Origin of the sequence: Halogeometricum rufum (assembly GCF_900112175.1) — an archaeon.
GTDB lineage: Archaea > Halobacteriota > Halobacteria > Halobacteriales > Haloferacaceae > Halogeometricum > Halogeometricum rufum.
The window spans coordinates 1,165,461-1,181,221 of record NZ_FOYT01000001.1; the positions used below are offsets into that span (position 1 = coordinate 1,165,461).

Consider the following 15,761-nt stretch of genomic DNA (forward strand, 5'->3'; position numbering starts at 1 on the left):
CGCCCCGGACCGTCGCTACGCTCCCGCTTCCGACTCGGCGCTGCCGACGAACGGCGTCGCGTCCCACACTTCGAGCAGTTCCTGATAGCGGTTGCGGATGGTCACTTCGGAGATGTCGGTCACCTCGCTGACCTCGTGTTGGGTCACGTCCTCGTTCGTCAGTTGCGCGGCGGCGTAGAGAGCGGCCGCCGCGAGGCCGACGGGCGACTTGCCGGAGTGGACGTTCGCCTCCTTCGCGTTCTCTATCAGTTCCCGAGCGGTGCGTTCGGTCTCCTTCGGAACGTCGATGTCGGAGGAGAACCGCGGGAGGTACTCCGTCGGGTCGGCGGGCTTGATCTCGAGGCTGAGTTCCCGGACGATGTAGCGATACGCGCGCTCGAACTCGTCCTCGTCGACGCGGGAGACGCGCGCCACCTCGTCGAGCGACCGGGGGACCTGCGCCATGCGCGCGGCGGCGTGTAGCGACGCGGTGGCGATGCCCTCGATGGAGCGGCCGGGGAGCAGGTCGTCCTCCAGTGCGCGCCGGTAGATGACGCTCGACGTCTCGCGGACGTTGTCGGGGAGTCCGAGCGCCGACGCCATCCGGTCTATCTCACCGAGCGCCTGCTTCAGGTTGCGTTCTTTGGAGTCGCGCGTGCGGAACCGCTCGTTCCACGTGCGCAGTCGCTGCATCTTCTGACGCTGGTTCGACGACAGGGAGTTGCCGTAGGCGTCCTTGTCCTGCCAGCCGATGTTCGTCGACAGCCCCTTGTCGTGCATCATGTTCGTCGTCGGCGCGCCGACGCGGGACTTCTCGTCCTTCTCGGTGGCGTTGAACGCGCGCCACTCCGGTCCGCGGTCTATCTCGTCCTCGTCGACGACGAGGCCGCAGTCCTCGCACACCGTCTCGCCCCGGCCGTCGTCCGTGGCGAGGTTCGTCGACCCGCACTCGGGACAGCGAAGCGTCTCCTCGGTCGCCTCCGCGCGTTCGTCCGCCGTCTCGTCGCGTTCGCCTGCCGCCGCCTCGCGTTCGTCCGCCGTCTGCTCGCGGCGGTCTGTCCGACGGTTCTCCGAGTCGGTCTGGACGCGCTGACGCGCGTTCTCGGTAGCGGTGTCACTCATTATTGGGTTCCAGGGCGGGGAGAACGGGTGTCCCGACCCTCGCTCGATATCACGTAACGGCTCCGCGCTCAAAAATGTGTCGCGGTTGTGCCGACATTATTCTCGCTAATCACGTTCGTCACGACAGTTCGTGAGGAATCGGCCGCGTCCTCAGTCGGTCGCGAGGCCGTCGAGGGGGTCGCCGGGCGGCGACTGCGCCCCGACTGCCGCGTCGCCGGCGACGGCCGAGAGCACGTCCGCCGAAGAGACGACGACGCCGCGTTGGCGGAGTCGGTCGTACGCCTCCCGGCCGGCGCGTCCGGCGTAGTTCCGTTCCGCGAACGGCCGTTCCTCGACGAGGACGACGCGGTCGGCGGCCGCGGCGGCGCGGAGGTTCGCGAGGTTGCCGGTGCCCACCTCCACGTCGGCGACGACGACGCAGTCCGCTTCGGCGACGCGCTCCGCGACTCGCTCGCTCGCGTCCTCGCCGACGGCGGAGAAGGGATCCACCGTCACCGCGTCTATCCCGAGGCTCCGGGCCGTCTCGGTGTCGGTGTCGCCCTCGTTCAACGCGCCGACGCTGACCTCGTAGCCGGCGGCCGAGAGGAGATAGAGGTGTCGGGCCGCGGTGCCCCCGCCGCCCACGACGTGGACGCGCCCTCGCGCCTCGTCGGCGTCGGTGGGGCGGTCCGGGAGCGCGGTGACGTACACGGACCCGGTGACCGGGTGGCGCGCGACGACGGCGTTCGCGCCGAACGCCCCCTCCAGGTTCGCCTCGGTGAGGACGGACGCGGGCGGCCCCGTGGCGACGACGCCCCCGCCCGACAGCAGGACGAGTTCGTCGCAGTAGTGCGCGGCGAGGTTCAGGTCGTGGATGGCCGCGACGGCCGTCTTCCCGGCCGAGACGGACTCGCGGACGAGTTCGAGCGTCCGCACCTGGTGGTTGATGTCGAGGCTGGCCGTCGGTTCGTCCAGCAGGAGGACGGGCGTCTCTTGCGCGAGGGCCCGCGCGATGAGTACGCGCTGTCGTTCGCCGCCGGACAGGTCACCCACCGACCGGTCGGCCAACGCGGCCGTCTGCGTCCGTTCGAGGGCGCGTTCGACCGCCGCGTCGTCGCCCTCGCGCCAGCCACCCAGCCGCGAGCGGTGGGGCGTCCGACCCATCCGCACCGTCTGGCGCACGTCGAAGTCGAACGTCAGCGTCGTGTCCTGCGGGACGGTGGCGACGAGGCGACTCGTCTCCTTCGAGGAGAGCGACCCGACGCGTTCGCCCGCGACGACGACGACGCCGCGCGAAGGCGAGAGCGCGCCGTTCATCGCGCGGAGCAGCGTCGTCTTCCCCGCGCCGTTCGGGCCGATGAGCCCGACGAACGACCCCTCGTCGACGGACAGGTTCACGCCGGAGAGAATCGACGCGCCGCCGAGTTCGACGTCGAGGTCCGAGACGCGAATCGTCGGCTCGGCGGCACGGCCGGCGGTGTCGCCGTCGACGCCGTCGTCTCCGGCGTCCCCGGTGACGCCGTTCGCCCCGCTCGGTCGCTCGGTCACAGCCGATGCACCTCCCGCGTGCGGAGGAGGTAGAGGAAGAAGGGGGCGCCGATGGCCGCGGTGACGATGCCGACGGGTATCTCCGTCGCGCCGGACCGCGCGAGCGTGTCCGTGGCGACGAGGAAGGAGGCCCCCGCCAGCGCACTCGTCGGCAGGAGGACGCGGTGGTCCGGGCCGACGAGGAGGCGCATCGCGTGGGGGACGACGAGTCCGACGAAGCCGATGACGCCCGAGACGGCGACGGCCGCCGCGGTGACGACGCTCGACACCGCGAGGAGGACGCGCTTCGTGCGCTCCACCTCGATGCCGAGGCTGTGGGCGTCCGCCTCGCCGAGCAACAGCACGTTCATGTCGTTCGCGTAGCCGAGGAGGACGAGAAACAGCGGCGGGAGGATGGCCGCGACGACGCCCACCTCCCCCCACGTCGTCCCGCTCAGGTGCCCCATCAGCCAGTAGACGACGCGGCGGAGGCTCCACCCGCTCTGGAGCATCATGAAGGAGATGACCGCGCCGAGGAACGTCTGGACGGCGACGCCCGCGAGGAGGAGCGTCGCCGTCGGCGTGTGCCCATCGCGCGTGGCCAGCAGGTAGACGCCGAAGCCGGTGAGCACCGAGGAGACGAACGCCGCCCCCTGCAGTTCGAGTCCGAACGGGAGGGCGAGCGGAAAGACGATGGTTGCGACGGCGCCGACGGCCGCGCCCGAGGAGATGCCGATGATGGAGGGGTCCGCCATCGGGTTGCGGAAGAACCCCTGCATCACGACGCCCGCGGTGGCGAGGGCGAACCCGACGAGGGCGGCGAGCAGAATCCGCGGCAGACGCACGTTGACGACGATGACGCGGTGCGCCTCCGACACCGCGGGGACCACCGCGGGCAGGAGTTCCGCGACGACGGCCCGCGTCACCGTCGCGGGCGGGATGGAGACGGCGCCGACGCCGGCGCTCCCGAGGACGACGGCGACGAGGAGGACGCTCAGGCCGCCCGACCACGCGACGACCCGCGTTCTGACGCTCATGGTTCGTTATCCAATCCAACTTGGATTAGGTAAATACTTGTTGCAATAGTCGCACGGTTGGGCCACATGCGACGCAGCACACTCACGCTCGTGACGCTTCTCCTGGTCGTCGCCGCCCCCCTGGCGGGCGCGACGACGGTCGGAGCGGCGTCGGCACAGGCAGACTCGTGTACGTTTCCCTACTCCGCGACGGACGCGACCGGAACCGAGGTGACGGTGGACTCGGACCCCGAACGCGTCGTCACGCTGAGTCCGAGCGCGGCCCAGACGATGTGGGAGCTAGGGGCGTCGGACGAGGTGGTCGGCGTCTCGCAGTACGCCGCCTACCTCGACGGCGCGGACGAGAAGGCGAACGTCTCGGGCGGCGGCGGTCCGAGCGTCGAACGCGTGCTGGCCGCGAACCCGGACCTCGTCCTCGTCCCGAACTCCACCTACGGGTTCGCCCGGGACCGCGTCGAGCAGATTCGCGCGCAGGGCGTCCCCGTGTTCGTCTTCGGCGCGGGCACGTCCCTGTCGTTCGTCGCGGACAAGACCGAACAGATCGGCCGCCTCACCGGCAACTGCGAGGCGGGGCGCGAGTCGGCGGCAGAGATTCGCACGTCCGTCGACCAGATGCGCGAGGTCCTCGCGGACGAGGAGAAGCCCGTCGGTCTCAACTACTTCTACGGCTACACCTCCGGCGCGAACACGTTCATCGGCGACGTGATGACCACGGGCGGCCTGCGGAACGGGGCCGCGGAGGCCAACATCACGGGCTTCGCGCAGGTGAACACCGAGACGGTGGTCGAGATGAACCCCGAGTACGTCGTCGTCCCCTCCGGCGCGTCCGTCCCGAGCACGGCGGCGTGGAACAGCACCACCGCCGTACAGGAGGGTAACGTCGTCGCGGTGAACGAGAACTACCTCCAGCAACCCGCGCCGCGGTCGGTCGACGCCGCCGAGACCATCATGCAGGCGGTCCACCCCGAGGCGTTCGAGGAGTACCGGGCGATGCAGACCCAGTCGAACGCGACGGCGACGGCGGCCGAGACGGAGATGGCCACCACGACGGGCGACGCGCCCGAGACGACGGCGCAGGCGACGACGACGGTGGCCGTCGACGACACGCCCGCGGCGTCGCAGACGGCCACGGGGACGAGTACGCCCGGATTCGGCGTGCTCCTCACGTTCGTCTCCCTCCTCGCGACGGCCCTGCTGGCGACGCGTCGCTGAACGCGGGAACGGCCGCACCGAGACGCGACACTCTCGTCTGTCGACGGGTCCGTACCGTCTTGTCGCGGCGGCCGAATCGGGAGACATGGACGTTGGAATCCTCGGCACCGGGAGCGTCGGGACCGCACTCGCGACCGGACTCGCGGCGGCCGGTCACGACGTCGTCGTCGGGTCGCGCGACCCCGAGTCGAACCGAATCGAGGGCGTCACGGTCGTCTCGCAGCGTGCGGCGGCCGAACGGGGCGTCGTCGTCCTCGCACTACCGGCCGGCGCGGTCGTCGACGTCGCGTGCGAACTCCGAGACGCACTCGCCGGAAAAACGGTCCTCGACGCGGCGAACGAGTACCCGACCGCTCGGGGAGACGGCTCCCTCGCCGAACGCGTCGCCGACGCCGCGCCCGAGGCGCGCGTCGTGAAGGCGTTCAACACCATCGGGGCGAACCGCATGACGGACCCGGTGGTGGCCGGCGACCCGGCGACCATGTTCGTCGCGGGCGACGACGCCGACGCCGTCGCGGCGGCCGAGACGCTGGCGGCAGACCTCGGCTTCGACCCGGTGGCGGCGGGGGACCTGACGGCGGCGGTCCATCTGGAACACCTCGCGCGGTTCTGGATCCACCTCAGTCGGGAGTACGGCCGCGACGTGGCCGTCCGCTTCCTCCGGGAGGGCGACGGACGGACCTGAGGACGAAGCGACGCGCGTCGCTCTCGGCGTCGCTCCGACGACGAGCGCGGACCACAACCGTATTACGGGCGCGTCGCGGTCGTTCGACTATGGCTGTGGAGAACGTCATCTGGCCCCGCTATCTCGACGCGTCGACGTCGCGGTCGGCGGGCCGACGCGTGCCGCTCGGAGACGCCGTCGAGGAACCGACCGTGGACGAGATAGCCGAAGCGGTCCAGCAGATCGGCTACGACGCCGTCATCGAACGCGACGTGAGACACCCGCAGGAGTGGGACGCGCGCGGCCGCGTCGTCGTCAAGGGAGCCGACGACTCGACGAAGAACGACCTCGTCCAGGCCGTCGCCGCCTACGTCGGCATCCTCCGGGACTGATGGCGATGCAGCGAGTGGGGACCGTCTCGCGGACCGCACAGAACCTCGCCATCGCCCGCTGTGAGGGTGCTGAACACCCGGACATCGGACGCGAAGTGGTCGACGAGTCGCTCTCGTCGGTCGGCCGCGTCGTGGACGTGTTCGGCCCCGTCTCCCGACCGTACGTGGCCATCACCACCTCTGGTAACCCCGCGTCGCTGGTCGGCGAGAAGCTCTACGCGCGCTGAAACACAACCCCCATAGCCTCCCCACCAGAACGTCCGCCCATGCGAACACGCGTCGCCTTCGGCATCGGCCTCGCTACGCTCGTCTTCCTCCTCGTCCAGTTGGGCGCGCTGGCGCTCGTCCCCACGTTCTACGACGCGGGCTACCAGACCGTCGAGGACCCCACCGACCCGACGAACAGCCTCGTCTACATCGGCGCCATCCTCGTCGCCACCGCCGTCATGCTCGCGGCGTTCAAGTACGACTTCGACTGGGCCGTCCGCGCCCTCGTCGTCGTCACCAGCGGGATGCTCTCGTGGTACGTCTTCTCGGTGTTCCTCCCCGGTCTCGTCGCCGTCGGCGCGGCCCTCGTCGTCGCCGGCGCACTGGTCGCGTACCCCGAGTGGTACGTCATCGACACCGCGGGCGTGCTGATGGGCGCCGGCGCGGCGGCCCTGTTCGGCATCAGTTTCGGTCTCCTCCCGGCCGTGGTCCTCCTGACAGTCCTCGCCGTCTACGACGCCATCAGCGTCTACGGCACCGAACACATGCTCGACCTCGCCGAGGGCGTGATGGACCTCAACATCCCCGTCGTCCTCGTCATCCCGACCACGCTGTCGTACTCGCTGCTCGACGACGACTTCGCGGACGCGAACGACGTCCACGAGGACGACGCGGACGCCGCGGCCGCGACCCCCGCCGGTGATTCCGTCGAATCCGCGGCCGGGACGGGCGGCGACGACGAACCCGCGGCCGCCGCCGACGGCGACGCCGCCCCGGACGAGGACGGCGTCCGCGACGCCTTCTTCATCGGACTGGGTGACGCCGTGATGCCCACCGTGATGGTCGCCAGCGCCGCGTTCTTCCTCCCGAAGACGCTCGCCCCGTCGCTGGGCGTCCCCGGACTGCCGGCGCTGACGCTCCCCGCGTTGACCGCGATGCTGGGGACGTTCGCCGGCCTGTTCGCCCTGCTCGCCCTCGTGCTGAAGGGCCGCGCGCACGCCGGCCTCCCCCTCCTGAACGGCGGCACCATCGGCGGCTACCTCATCGGCGCGACGCTCTCGGGCGTGCCGGTGCTGACCGCACTCGGACTGTAATCGGCGGCCGCCGGCGAACCGGCGGGGACGGCCCGCGAAAACGAGTTACCGCTCGCCCGCGCCGTTGCGGACGAACACGGCCATCCCCGTCTCGAAGTCCGCCATCGCGTCGGCGGACAGTTCCGCTCGCCCGACGCCGACGACGTCGTCCTCGGGGGTGACGACGGCCACCTCGTCGCCCGGTCGAACCGCGGGGTCGACCGCTCGGACGAACTTCGCGAAGGCGTTCTTGCCGTCGCGGACGAACGGTTCGCTCTCCTCGCCGACGGTGACGCGGTTCGACGGCGCGGAGAGCGACTCGACCAGTCGGACGCCGCCCTCGACGCCGAGCGTGAACCGGCCGTCGGTGCCGTAGGAGACGATGCGCCCCTCGTCGGCCAGCACCTGTCTCGGTCGACCGCTCGTCGACCGCCGGACGGTCAGGTCGTCGTCGGGGAACAGTGCCGCGCCCGCGCCCGCGCCGAACTGGTAGTCGGCGACGGTTCGGAGGTCCGCGAGCGTCGCGTCGCCCCCGCCCGTCGTCTCGTCGGTGTCGTCGCTCATACCCCGTCTACCCCCGGCGACGTGAAGTCAGTCGCGGTCTGGGACGGCCGGCGCGCGACGCCATCCGCTCCGCGCGGACGTTGTGGGCTGTTAGCACGGTCGTCGCACGAAGAAACGCATAAGTGACGGACGCCTCTCCGAGACGAGTATGTCGATCGACGCGCGGCAGACTGCGGTCGGAACCTCCCTCCTCCTCGCCAGCAGCGTGCTGTTTCTCACGACGGGCGTGGACGGCCGCGTCTCCGTCCTCCTCGCCGCCACCGCCGTCGCCGCCGGTGCCCTCGCCCTCGTCCGCCTCCTCGGGTCGGCCGACGGACGGGCGGCCTGACCGAGGCGCGCCGGCGACGGCCGCCGCCTACCGTGTGTTTTTAACAGGCAGTTGGTCCAATCGGGGGACATGTCAGCTCTCCAGTCGCTCCGCACCGCGGTCGGATCGCTCGGCCGGAACCCCGTCCTGTTCCTCGTCGGTCTCGCGTACGGTCTCGTGACGCTCCCGCAGTCGGCGTTGCAGTTGGCCGGCGTTCCGCTCGCCCCCACGGTGTTGCAGGCGGTCACGTTCTTCGTGACGCCCTTTCTCATCGCGGGCATCATCGGGATGGCGTCCGAGTCGCTCGACGGCGAGACGTCGCTCGAGACGCTCACTCGCGTCGGCCGCGACCGGTACGTCCCGCTCCTGGTCGCCAAGTTCGTCGAACTCGCCATCCTCGTCGGCCTCGGCATCGCGGCGGGCATCGTCGGCGTCGTCGGTGGCCTCGTCGCCTTCGTCGCCCTCGGCAGTCCCGTCGTCGCCGCCATCGTCGGCGGAGTGGTGCTCCTCGCCTTCGTCGTCGTCTTCTTCTTCATCCAGTTCTTCCCCGTCGCCGTCTCGCTCGGCGACGCGGACGCCATCGACAGTTTCCGCGTGAGCATCCGCCTCGTGCGTCAGAACCTCCTCAGCACGCTCGGCTACTCGATAATCGGCTTCGTCGTCAGCACGGTGGCGACGCTCCCCGTCTCCGGTCCCATCTACTTCCGCGTGTTCCAGAACCTCGACCAACTCCAAGACCTGCCGGCGCAGGGACAGGGGATGGCCCCCGGCGCGACGCCGCAGGCGTTCCAGTCGTTCCAGTTCTCCACGCAGGAGGTACTGCTCCTCTCGGCCATCTCGCTGGCCGTGACGATGCTCCTGTTCGCGTTCCGACAGACGTACGCGACGGCGTTCTACCGGGACCACGCGCCGTCGCCGGCGGACGCAGACTTCGACGACGACGCGTTCGACGACGAGACGGGCGGCTTCGACGACAGCGCGTCGACCGGTGACGAGACGACGGGCTTCGGCGACGGTCCGACCGACCGGGACGACGGCGCGTCGGGCGACGACCGGTTCTGACCCGGCCCGCAGGGGCGCTCAGAGCAGGAACGTCTCCTGTCGCTCGGACATGTCGAGGAAGTTGTCCGCCGCCGCCACCAGTTCGTCGGCGGTGGACTCCTGGAACGCGATGACCTCGACGCGGACGCCCTCGTGCCGGAGGTGCGAGCAGAGGCGCGAGAAGTCGCCGTCGCCCGTGCAGAGCACGATGGTGTCGACGTGGTTCGCCAGCGTCACCGCGTCGAGACTCATCCCGACGTCCCAGTCGGCCTTCTTCGACCCGTCGCCGAACGTCTTGATGTCCCGTATCTTCGTCTCGAAGCCGATGTCGACGAGGGCGTCGAAGAAGCTCTCTTCGTCGGGCGAGTCCGCGCGGACGACGTACGCGATGGCGCGCGTCAGGTCCCGACCGGAGACGGCCTTCTCCAGCAGCGACGAGTAGTCGATGTTTCGCGAGTACAGGCTCTGAGCCGAGTGGTAGAGGTTCTGTGCGTCGGCCAGAATGGCCACGCGCTGCCCGGGGTGGATATCGGTCATGTTCGAATCCCCGGGAGCATCCCTTATGAATTGACGTGGCTGGCGCGCCGGTCGGTCGCACGGCGGTTCTTGCGACCGACGTAAGGTATTTGAGCGCGTGGCGCAGTCAGACGAGTGTGACGCACACCACGTCGTCCTCGTCCGGTGGCCGCCGGTCGATAGCGACGCGTGGCGCTCTTCTTCCGAAAAAACGCGCGCCGTAACGCTCTGGGCGGGAGTGGCGACCTCGTCCCGGGCGACTCCCGGACTCGGCGCGCAGGCGACTGACCGACCACGCGATACGCAACACAAATGACGAACTTCGACTTGACAGGGGTTTACCCGGCGATGACGACGCCGTTCGCCCCGGACGGAAGCATCGACCACGAAACGCTCGCAGACGACGCCCGACGCCTCGAAGGCGCCGGCGTCGCCGGCCTCGTTCCCGTCGGCTCCACCGGCGAGAGCGCCACCCTCACCCACGACGAACACGTCGCGGTTGTCGAGACGGTGGTGGACGCCGTCGACGACGTGCCCGTCATCGCGGGTTCGGGGTCGAACTCGACCCGCGAGGCCCTCGAACTCTCCAGACGCTCCGCGGCCGTCGGCGCGGACGGACTCCTCCTCATCTCGCCGTACTACAACAAGCCCGAACAGGAGGGAATCGTCGAACACTACCGAACCGTCGCCGACGAGGTGGACGTTCCGCAGATCGTCTACAACGTCCCCTCGCGCACGGGGAGCAACATCGAACCGGCGACGGTCGAGGCGCTCGCCTCCCACGACAACATCGCGGGCTACAAGGCCGCCAGCGGCGACATCGGCCAGATATCCGAAGTCGTCGAGCGCACCCGCGAGGAGGAGTTCTCGGTGCTGTCCGGCGACGACGCCCTCACGCTGCCCGTCATCTCTGTCGGCGGCGACGGGGTCATCTCCGTCACCGGCAACGTCGAACCCGAGCGCATGGTCGCGCTGGCGGACGCCGCCCTCGGCGGCGAGATGGACCGCGCCCGCGACCTGCACCACGAACTCGGCCCGCTCAACCGCCTGCTGTTCGCCGAGACGAACCCCATCCCGGTGAAGGCGGCCATGGAGATTCGCGGTCACTCCTCGGGGGCGCTCCGCCCGCCGCTGACCGACCTGACGGCGGAGAACCGCCAGGCGCTCGAAGCCGCCCTCGACGAACTCGACGCGACGCGCGAGGAGTCGCTGGGACTCGAACCGGCGGAGGGCGCGTAGATGGGTGACCCCGTCCGCGTCGCGGTCACGGGCGCGGCCGGTCGGATGGGCCGCGAACTCCTCGACGTGGCCGCCGGGCGCGACGACGTGTCGGTGGTCCTCGCGGTGAACCGGAGCCCGGTCGAATCGGTGTCGGGGGTCGACGTCCGCGACGCCGCCGACCTGTCCACCCACCTCGCCGAGACGAACCCCGACGTGTTGGTGGACTTCACCGGCCCCGAGTCGAGCACAGACTACGCCGCCGCCTGCGCCGAGGCGGGCGTCGGCGTCGTCGTCGGCACCACCGGCTTCGACGCGGACGGGCGCGCGGCGCTGGACGAGGCGGCAGAGTCCGTCCCGCTCCTGCACGCGACGAACTTCTCGCGGGGCGTCGCGGCGCTTCGTCGCGCCGTCCGAGAGGCCGTCGCCGCCCTCCCCGACTACGACGTTGAGGTCACCGAGACGCACCACAACGGCAAGCGCGACGCGCCGTCGGGGACGGCGACCACCCTGCTCGACGAGGTAGACGACGTCCGCGGCGCGTCCGACCGCGTCTACGGCCGCGAGGGCGACCAGCCCCGAACCGAGGGCGAGATAGGCGTCCACGCCCGCCGCGCGGGCGGCGTGACCGGCGAACACGAGGTGCTGCTCGCCGACGACCACCAACTGCTCTCCCTGACGCACCGTGCGGGGTCCCGCGGCGTCTTCGCCGCCGGCGCCCTCGACGCTGCCGTCTGGCTCGCCGACCGCGACGCCGGGCGGTACGACTTCGACGAGGTACTCGACGCATGAGCATCCAATCCGAGATAGACGACCTGTGGCAGCGCTACGAAGACGACGAGATAGACGCGGAGACGGCCGGCTCGGAGACGCTGGCGACGCTCGACGCCTTCCTCGTCTCCCTCGAACAGGGCGACGTGCGGGCGGCCGAACAGGTCGGCGACTCCGGCCCGGACGGCTGGGTGGTCAACGAGTGGGTCAAGCGAGGCATCCTGCTGAACTTCGGGCTGCGCGAGACCATCGCCCGCGACTACGGCGGCGTGACGTACTACGACGTGCTCCCCCTCCGCGGCACGGCCGACTTGGGCCAGCGAGGGACGCGAAACACGCCGGACGGCACCACCATCCGCCGGGGGGCGTACCTCGGGTCGGACTGCATCATGATGTCGCCCTCCTTCGTCAACGTCGGCGCGCACGTCGGCGACGGGACCCTCGTGGACTCCTGCGACACCGTCGGCTCCTGCGCGCAACTCGGCGAGAACGTCAAGCTGGGCGCGAACACCCTCGTCGGCGGCGTCCTCGAACCCGTCGAGGACGCGCCCGTGATAATCGAAGACGGCGTCTCGCTCGGTGCGGGCTGTCGGGTCACCTCGGGCTTCCACGTCGGCGAGAATACCGTCGTCGGCGAGAACACGCTCCTGTCGCCGCGCATCCCCGTCTACGACCTCGTCGAGGAGGAGGTGCTGTACGGTCACCTGCCGTCGAACCGCAGAGCGTTCACCCGCTACGTGGAGTCATCGCTCGGCGACCACGACATCTTCGCGGGCGGCGCGTACAAGCCCGCCGTCGTCGCCCTCGACATCGAGGACGACACCCTCGACAAGACGCGGCGCGAGGAGGCACTGCGCGGATGACGCCCGCCGGTGGCGGGGGAGGAGAGGCGGACCCGCGGATTCGACGGCTCTCCGAGTGGGACGGAGACGAACTCCTCGCACTCGCGGAGGAACACGGCACGCCCCTCTACGTCGTCGATTTGGACCGCGTGCGGGAGAACTGCGCTCGTCTCGACGCGGCGTTCCCCGACGCCGAAGTGCGCTACGCGCTGAAGGCCCACACGGGCCGCGCCGTCCTCGAAACCGTCCGCGAGGCGGGACTCGCCGCCGAGTGCGCCTCCGCGGGCGAGGTCGAACGCGCCCTCGCCGCCGGGTACGACGGGAGCGATGTCCAGTACACCGCCGTCAACCCGCCGGGACGTGACCTCGACCACGTCGTGGACCGCTGGCGCGACCATCCGGAACTCACCGTCACCGTCGGCGCGGCGGACACCGTCGACCGCCTGCGCGAACGCGGGTTCGACGGCCGCCTCTGCATCCGCGCCAACCCGGGCGTCGGCGCGGGCCACCACGAGAAGGTCCAGACGGGGGCGAACGCGAAGTTCGGCGTCCCGTACGACGACGTGGCCGAGTTGGCCGAGTCCGTCGCCGACGACTTCGAACTCGTCGGCCTGCACGCCCACGCCGGGAGCGGTATCTCCGGCGACGACCTGTCGAACCACCGCGAACTGGTCCGACGGATGGGCGAACTCGCCCGCGAGGTGGCGTCCCGCGTCGGCCCCCTCGAGTTCGTGGACGTGGGCGGCGGGTTCGGCGTCCCCTACCGCGAGGACGAACCGCCCCTCGACCTCGAGAGCGTCGCCGACGCGACGCGGGAGGCTCTCGGCGACGTCTCCGGCACCCTCGCGGTCGAACCCGGCCGGTACGTCGTCGCCGACGCGGGCGTCCTCCTCACGCGGGTCAACACCGTCAAGGAGGCGCCCGACGCCACCGTCGTCGGCGTGGACGCGGGGATGACCACCCTGCTCCGCCCCGCGATGTACGACGCCTACCACGAGATTCGGAACCTGTCGGCGACCGAGGACGTTCAGGCGATATCTGCCACCGTCGCGGGCCCTATCTGTGAGTCCTCGGATGTGATGTGTGAGAACAGGTTACTCGCCGCTCCCCGTCGAGGACATCTCCTCGCCGTCGGGAACGCGGGTGCCTACGGATACGAGATGGCAAGCACCTACAACTCGCGGCCTCGACCGGCCGAAGTCGCACTCTCGGGCGGCGACGCCCGCGTCGTGCGGCGACGAGAGACCCTGGCTGACCTCACGGAGTTAGAAGAATGAGCGTACTTCACGAACGAATCCCTGTCGCAAAGTATCACGGAACCGGAAACGACTTCATCGTCGTGGACGCGGAGGAGTCGGTCCCCGACCGACCCGCGTTCGCGTCGACGCACTGCAACCGAGACTCGGGCATCGGCGGCGCGGAGGCCGAACGGCGCGGCGCGGACGGCGTCCTCTTTCTCGCACTCGAACGTCGCTACTCGCCGCCCCGCGTCGTGATGACTCTCGTCCAACCCGACGGCTCCGTCGCCGCGATGTGCGGCAACGGCGCGCGGTGCGCCGCCTCGTGGGCCGCCGGGCGGACCGGGTCGTCGGAACTGATGATAGACACGCCCGCCGGCACGCGCCACGCCATCGTCGAGGGCGACCGGGTCACCATCGAGATGGGCGACCCGTCGTTCCGCCCGCGCGACGTCCCCCTCGCCCGGGAGTCCGAACTCGTCGAGGAGGACGTCGAAGGACTGACCGTCACCGCCGTGAACACGGGCGTCCCGCACGCCGTCGCGTTCGTCGACGACGTGGACGACGTCGACCTCGACGCCGTCGCGCCCGCCGTCCGTCACGCCGACGTGTTCCCCGAGGGCGCCAACGTCACCGTCGCCTCTCCGAACGACGACGGGTCGTTCAGTCAGCGCACGTTCGAACGCGGCGTCGAGGGCGAGACGCAGTCCTGCGGCACCGGCGCCGTCGCCGTCGTCGCCGCCGGCAAGCGCGTCGGACTCCTCGACGGCGACGCCGCCGTGACCGTCTCGCCGCCCGGCGGCGACCTCGAAATCACGGTCCCCGACGACGGTCCGGCCACCCTCTCCGGGCCGACCGAACGCGAGTTCGAGACCGAACTCGACGTGGACGTCCGCTCTCCCTGATGGGGTTCGACCCGGTCGCCTTCCTCGAACGGGCCGTCCCCGTCGCCTCGAACGACGGCGTCTCGGAGATGCGGACGCTCCTCGTGGAGACGCTGGCGTCGCACGGCGCGGACCCCGCGGTGGACGACGCGGGCAACGTCGTCGCCGCGAGGGGTGCCGCCGACCCCGAGACGCATCTCGTCTTCAACACGCACATCGACACCGTCTCGCCGCACGTCCCGTTCGAGCGAACGACCGACGCCGGCGACGACGTGATTCGCGGCCGCGGGTCCTGCGACGCGAAAGGTCCCCTCGCCGCCATCCTCGCGGCGTTCTTCGCCGTCGAACCCGCCGACGACGCGCGGGTGACGCTCGCGGTCACGCCCGACGAGGAGGTGCTCTCGACCGGCGCGGCGGCACTCGACCTCGACGCCGACATGTACGTCGTCGGCGAACCGACCGGTCTCGACGTCTGCACCGCCGCCAAGGGTCGGTTTCAGGGCACGCTCACGCTGTCGGGCGTCGCCTCGCACGCCGCCGAACCGCAGTCGGGCGTCAACGCGGTGTTCGCCCTCGAACGGGCCCTCGCGGCGATTCGCGCGTTCGACGACGGGCGCGCCGCCCACCCGCAGTTGGGCGCGGCGACGCTCACGCCGACGACCGTCGAGGGCGGCGCCGCGACGAACCAGGTGCCCGCGACGTGCGAACTCGTCCTCGACCGGCGGAGCGTCCCGCCCGAGACGGCCGCGGCGTTCCGAGACTCGCTGGAGACTGCCGTCCGCGACGCCGTCCCGGACGACGTGGGCGTCGCGTTCGACCTCACCGAGCGACCGACGCCGTTCCTCGAAGCGTTCGCCACCGACGAGGACCACGAACTCGTCCGCACTCTGGCCGCGGCGTCCGACCGCGCGGGCGGGTCCGGGGTCGTCCGGCCGTTCACCGCGGCGACGGAGGCGTCGTACTTCGCGCCCGCCCCCGTCGTCGTCTTCGGCCCCGGCGTCCTCGCGGACGAGACGGGCGCGGTGGCGCACGCCGACCGCGAGTACGTCCGAGTCGCCGACGTGCGCCGCGCCGCGGACGCCCTCACCGACGCCGTCGGCGAACTCGTCGGAGCGAACTGAGCGCCTCGTCCGTTCGACGGCCGCGTCGCCGTCCCGCGGAAGCGTAACTGCCATACACGTCCGCGGA

At 70.7% G+C, this 15,761-nt stretch carries 18 protein-coding genes; 13 read left to right on the forward strand and 5 right to left on the reverse strand.

Annotated elements, in window-relative coordinates; genetic code table 11:
* Positions 1 to 15 precede the first annotated feature (15 nt).
* The 3 genes from BM310_RS06120 to btuC form a co-directional block, all read right to left on the reverse strand.
* Entirely contained in the window at positions 16 to 1,101 is a 1,086-nt protein-coding gene (locus tag BM310_RS06120) for a transcription initiation factor IIB (protein WP_089805608.1), read from the reverse strand.
* Between the two features lie 150 nt (positions 1,102 to 1,251).
* Positions 1,252 to 2,628 carry an ATP-binding cassette domain-containing protein gene (locus BM310_RS06125; protein ID WP_177232542.1) on the reverse strand — a complete coding sequence of 459 codons (1,377 nt, stop codon included), beginning with the start codon at positions 2,626 to 2,628 and terminating at the stop codon, positions 1,252 to 1,254.
* The gene (gene btuC / locus BM310_RS06130; RefSeq protein WP_089805610.1) at positions 2,625 to 3,644 is read right to left on the reverse strand and encodes a vitamin B12 ABC transporter permease BtuC; all 1,020 of its coding nucleotides are present in this window, start codon (positions 3,642 to 3,644) and stop codon (positions 2,625 to 2,627) included. The genes BM310_RS06125 and btuC overlap by 4 nt, the downstream gene beginning before the upstream one ends.
* Positions 3,645 to 3,710: 66 nt before the next feature.
* Between btuC and BM310_RS06135 the strand changes: the two genes are divergently transcribed.
* From BM310_RS06135 to BM310_RS06155, 5 genes are all read left to right on the forward strand, one after another.
* Entirely contained in the window at positions 3,711 to 4,856 is a 1,146-nt protein-coding gene (locus BM310_RS06135; protein ID WP_089805612.1) for a PGF-CTERM-anchored ABC transporter substrate-binding protein, read from the forward strand.
* Positions 4,857 to 4,941: 85 nt separating this feature from the next.
* The gene (locus BM310_RS06140; RefSeq protein WP_089805614.1) at positions 4,942 to 5,541 is read left to right on the forward strand and encodes an NADPH-dependent F420 reductase; all 600 of its coding nucleotides are present in this window, start codon (positions 4,942 to 4,944) and stop codon (positions 5,539 to 5,541) included.
* 89 nt (positions 5,542 to 5,630) lie between these two features.
* Positions 5,631 to 5,912: a signal recognition particle subunit SRP19 gene (gene srp19, locus BM310_RS06145; RefSeq protein WP_089805616.1), complete on the forward strand. Its 282-nt coding sequence runs from the start codon at positions 5,631 to 5,633 to the stop codon at positions 5,910 to 5,912.
* A 5-nt stretch (positions 5,913 to 5,917) separates the two neighbouring features.
* Positions 5,918 to 6,139 (forward strand): H/ACA ribonucleoprotein complex subunit GAR1, encoded by a 222-nt coding sequence (locus tag BM310_RS06150; protein ID WP_089805617.1) that lies wholly within the window; start codon positions 5,918 to 5,920, stop codon positions 6,137 to 6,139.
* Positions 6,140 to 6,178: 39 nt separating this feature from the next.
* Entirely contained in the window at positions 6,179 to 7,213 is a 1,035-nt protein-coding gene (locus BM310_RS06155; protein WP_089805619.1) for a presenilin family intramembrane aspartyl protease PSH, read from the forward strand.
* Positions 7,214 to 7,258: 45 nt separating this feature from the next.
* Here the strand turns inward: BM310_RS06155 and BM310_RS06160 are convergent, their stop codons facing one another.
* A complete protein-coding gene (locus BM310_RS06160; RefSeq protein WP_089805621.1) occupies positions 7,259 to 7,756 on the reverse strand; it encodes a PUA domain-containing protein in 498 nt (165 codons plus the stop codon).
* 148 nt (positions 7,757 to 7,904) lie between these two features.
* Between BM310_RS06160 and BM310_RS06165 the strand changes: the two genes are divergently transcribed.
* Positions 7,905 to 8,084 (forward strand): hypothetical protein, encoded by a 180-nt coding sequence (locus BM310_RS06165; protein WP_089805622.1) that lies wholly within the window; start codon positions 7,905 to 7,907, stop codon positions 8,082 to 8,084.
* A gap of 69 nt (positions 8,085 to 8,153) precedes the next feature.
* A complete protein-coding gene (locus tag BM310_RS06170; RefSeq protein WP_089805624.1) occupies positions 8,154 to 9,125 on the forward strand; it encodes a DUF7847 domain-containing protein in 972 nt (323 codons plus the stop codon).
* Between the two features lie 18 nt (positions 9,126 to 9,143).
* Here the strand turns inward: BM310_RS06170 and BM310_RS06175 are convergent, their stop codons facing one another.
* Positions 9,144 to 9,641: a LabA-like NYN domain-containing protein gene (locus BM310_RS06175; protein ID WP_089805626.1), complete on the reverse strand. Its 498-nt coding sequence runs from the start codon at positions 9,639 to 9,641 to the stop codon at positions 9,144 to 9,146.
* 291 nt (positions 9,642 to 9,932) lie between these two features.
* Between BM310_RS06175 and dapA the strand changes: the two genes are divergently transcribed.
* The 6 genes from dapA to BM310_RS06205 are packed head-to-tail and all read left to right on the forward strand — an operon-like array spanning position 9,933 to position 15,694.
* On the forward strand, positions 9,933 to 10,859 hold the full coding sequence (dapA, locus tag BM310_RS06180) for a 4-hydroxy-tetrahydrodipicolinate synthase (RefSeq protein WP_089805628.1): 927 nt from the start codon (positions 9,933 to 9,935) through the stop codon (positions 10,857 to 10,859).
* On the forward strand, positions 10,860 to 11,630 hold the full coding sequence (dapB, locus tag BM310_RS06185) for a 4-hydroxy-tetrahydrodipicolinate reductase (protein WP_089805630.1): 771 nt from the start codon (positions 10,860 to 10,862) through the stop codon (positions 11,628 to 11,630). It begins immediately after the preceding gene.
* A complete protein-coding gene (locus BM310_RS06190) occupies positions 11,627 to 12,472 on the forward strand; it encodes a 2,3,4,5-tetrahydropyridine-2,6-dicarboxylate N-succinyltransferase (protein WP_089805632.1) in 846 nt (281 codons plus the stop codon). The genes dapB and BM310_RS06190 overlap by 4 nt, the downstream gene beginning before the upstream one ends.
* Entirely contained in the window at positions 12,469 to 13,728 is a 1,260-nt protein-coding gene (gene lysA / locus BM310_RS06195) for a diaminopimelate decarboxylase (protein ID WP_089805634.1), read from the forward strand. The genes BM310_RS06190 and lysA overlap by 4 nt, the downstream gene beginning before the upstream one ends.
* Positions 13,725 to 14,594, forward strand: coding sequence for a diaminopimelate epimerase (gene dapF / locus BM310_RS06200; RefSeq protein ID WP_089805636.1), 870 nt, complete (start codon positions 13,725 to 13,727; stop codon positions 14,592 to 14,594). Before lysA ends, dapF begins: the two co-directional genes overlap by 4 nt.
* Positions 14,594 to 15,694 carry a M20 family metallopeptidase gene (locus BM310_RS06205; protein WP_177232543.1) on the forward strand — a complete coding sequence of 367 codons (1,101 nt, stop codon included), beginning with the start codon at positions 14,594 to 14,596 and terminating at the stop codon, positions 15,692 to 15,694. Before dapF ends, BM310_RS06205 begins: the two co-directional genes overlap by 1 nt.
* The last annotated feature ends 67 nt before the right edge of the window (positions 15,695 to 15,761 follow it).

Coding starts and splice junctions, on each gene's coding strand:
- BM310_RS06205 (WP_177232543.1), top strand. CDS start 14,594: ATGGGGTTCGACCCGGTCGCCTTCCTCGAACGGGCCGTCCCCGTCGCC.
- BM310_RS06120 (WP_089805608.1), bottom strand. CDS start 1,101: ATGAGTGACACCGCTACCGAGAACGCGCGTCAGCGCGTCCAGACCGAC.
- btuC (WP_089805610.1), bottom strand. CDS start 3,644: ATGAGCGTCAGAACGCGGGTCGTCGCGTGGTCGGGCGGCCTGAGCGTC.
- dapF (WP_089805636.1), top strand. CDS start 13,725: ATGAGCGTACTTCACGAACGAATCCCTGTCGCAAAGTATCACGGAACC.
- BM310_RS06175 (WP_089805626.1), bottom strand. CDS start 9,641: ATGACCGATATCCACCCCGGGCAGCGCGTGGCCATTCTGGCCGACGCA.
- BM310_RS06165 (WP_089805622.1), top strand. CDS start 7,905: ATGTCGATCGACGCGCGGCAGACTGCGGTCGGAACCTCCCTCCTCCTC.
- dapB (WP_089805630.1), top strand. CDS start 10,860: ATGGGTGACCCCGTCCGCGTCGCGGTCACGGGCGCGGCCGGTCGGATG.
- BM310_RS06170 (WP_089805624.1), top strand. CDS start 8,154: ATGTCAGCTCTCCAGTCGCTCCGCACCGCGGTCGGATCGCTCGGCCGG.
- srp19 (WP_089805616.1), top strand. CDS start 5,631: ATGGCTGTGGAGAACGTCATCTGGCCCCGCTATCTCGACGCGTCGACG.
- dapA (WP_089805628.1), top strand. CDS start 9,933: ATGACGAACTTCGACTTGACAGGGGTTTACCCGGCGATGACGACGCCG.
- BM310_RS06135 (WP_089805612.1), top strand. CDS start 3,711: ATGCGACGCAGCACACTCACGCTCGTGACGCTTCTCCTGGTCGTCGCC.
- BM310_RS06160 (WP_089805621.1), bottom strand. CDS start 7,756: ATGAGCGACGACACCGACGAGACGACGGGCGGGGGCGACGCGACGCTC.
- lysA (WP_089805634.1), top strand. CDS start 12,469: ATGACGCCCGCCGGTGGCGGGGGAGGAGAGGCGGACCCGCGGATTCGA.
- BM310_RS06155 (WP_089805619.1), top strand. CDS start 6,179: ATGCGAACACGCGTCGCCTTCGGCATCGGCCTCGCTACGCTCGTCTTC.
- BM310_RS06140 (WP_089805614.1), top strand. CDS start 4,942: ATGGACGTTGGAATCCTCGGCACCGGGAGCGTCGGGACCGCACTCGCG.
- BM310_RS06150 (WP_089805617.1), top strand. CDS start 5,918: ATGCAGCGAGTGGGGACCGTCTCGCGGACCGCACAGAACCTCGCCATC.
- BM310_RS06190 (WP_089805632.1), top strand. CDS start 11,627: ATGAGCATCCAATCCGAGATAGACGACCTGTGGCAGCGCTACGAAGAC.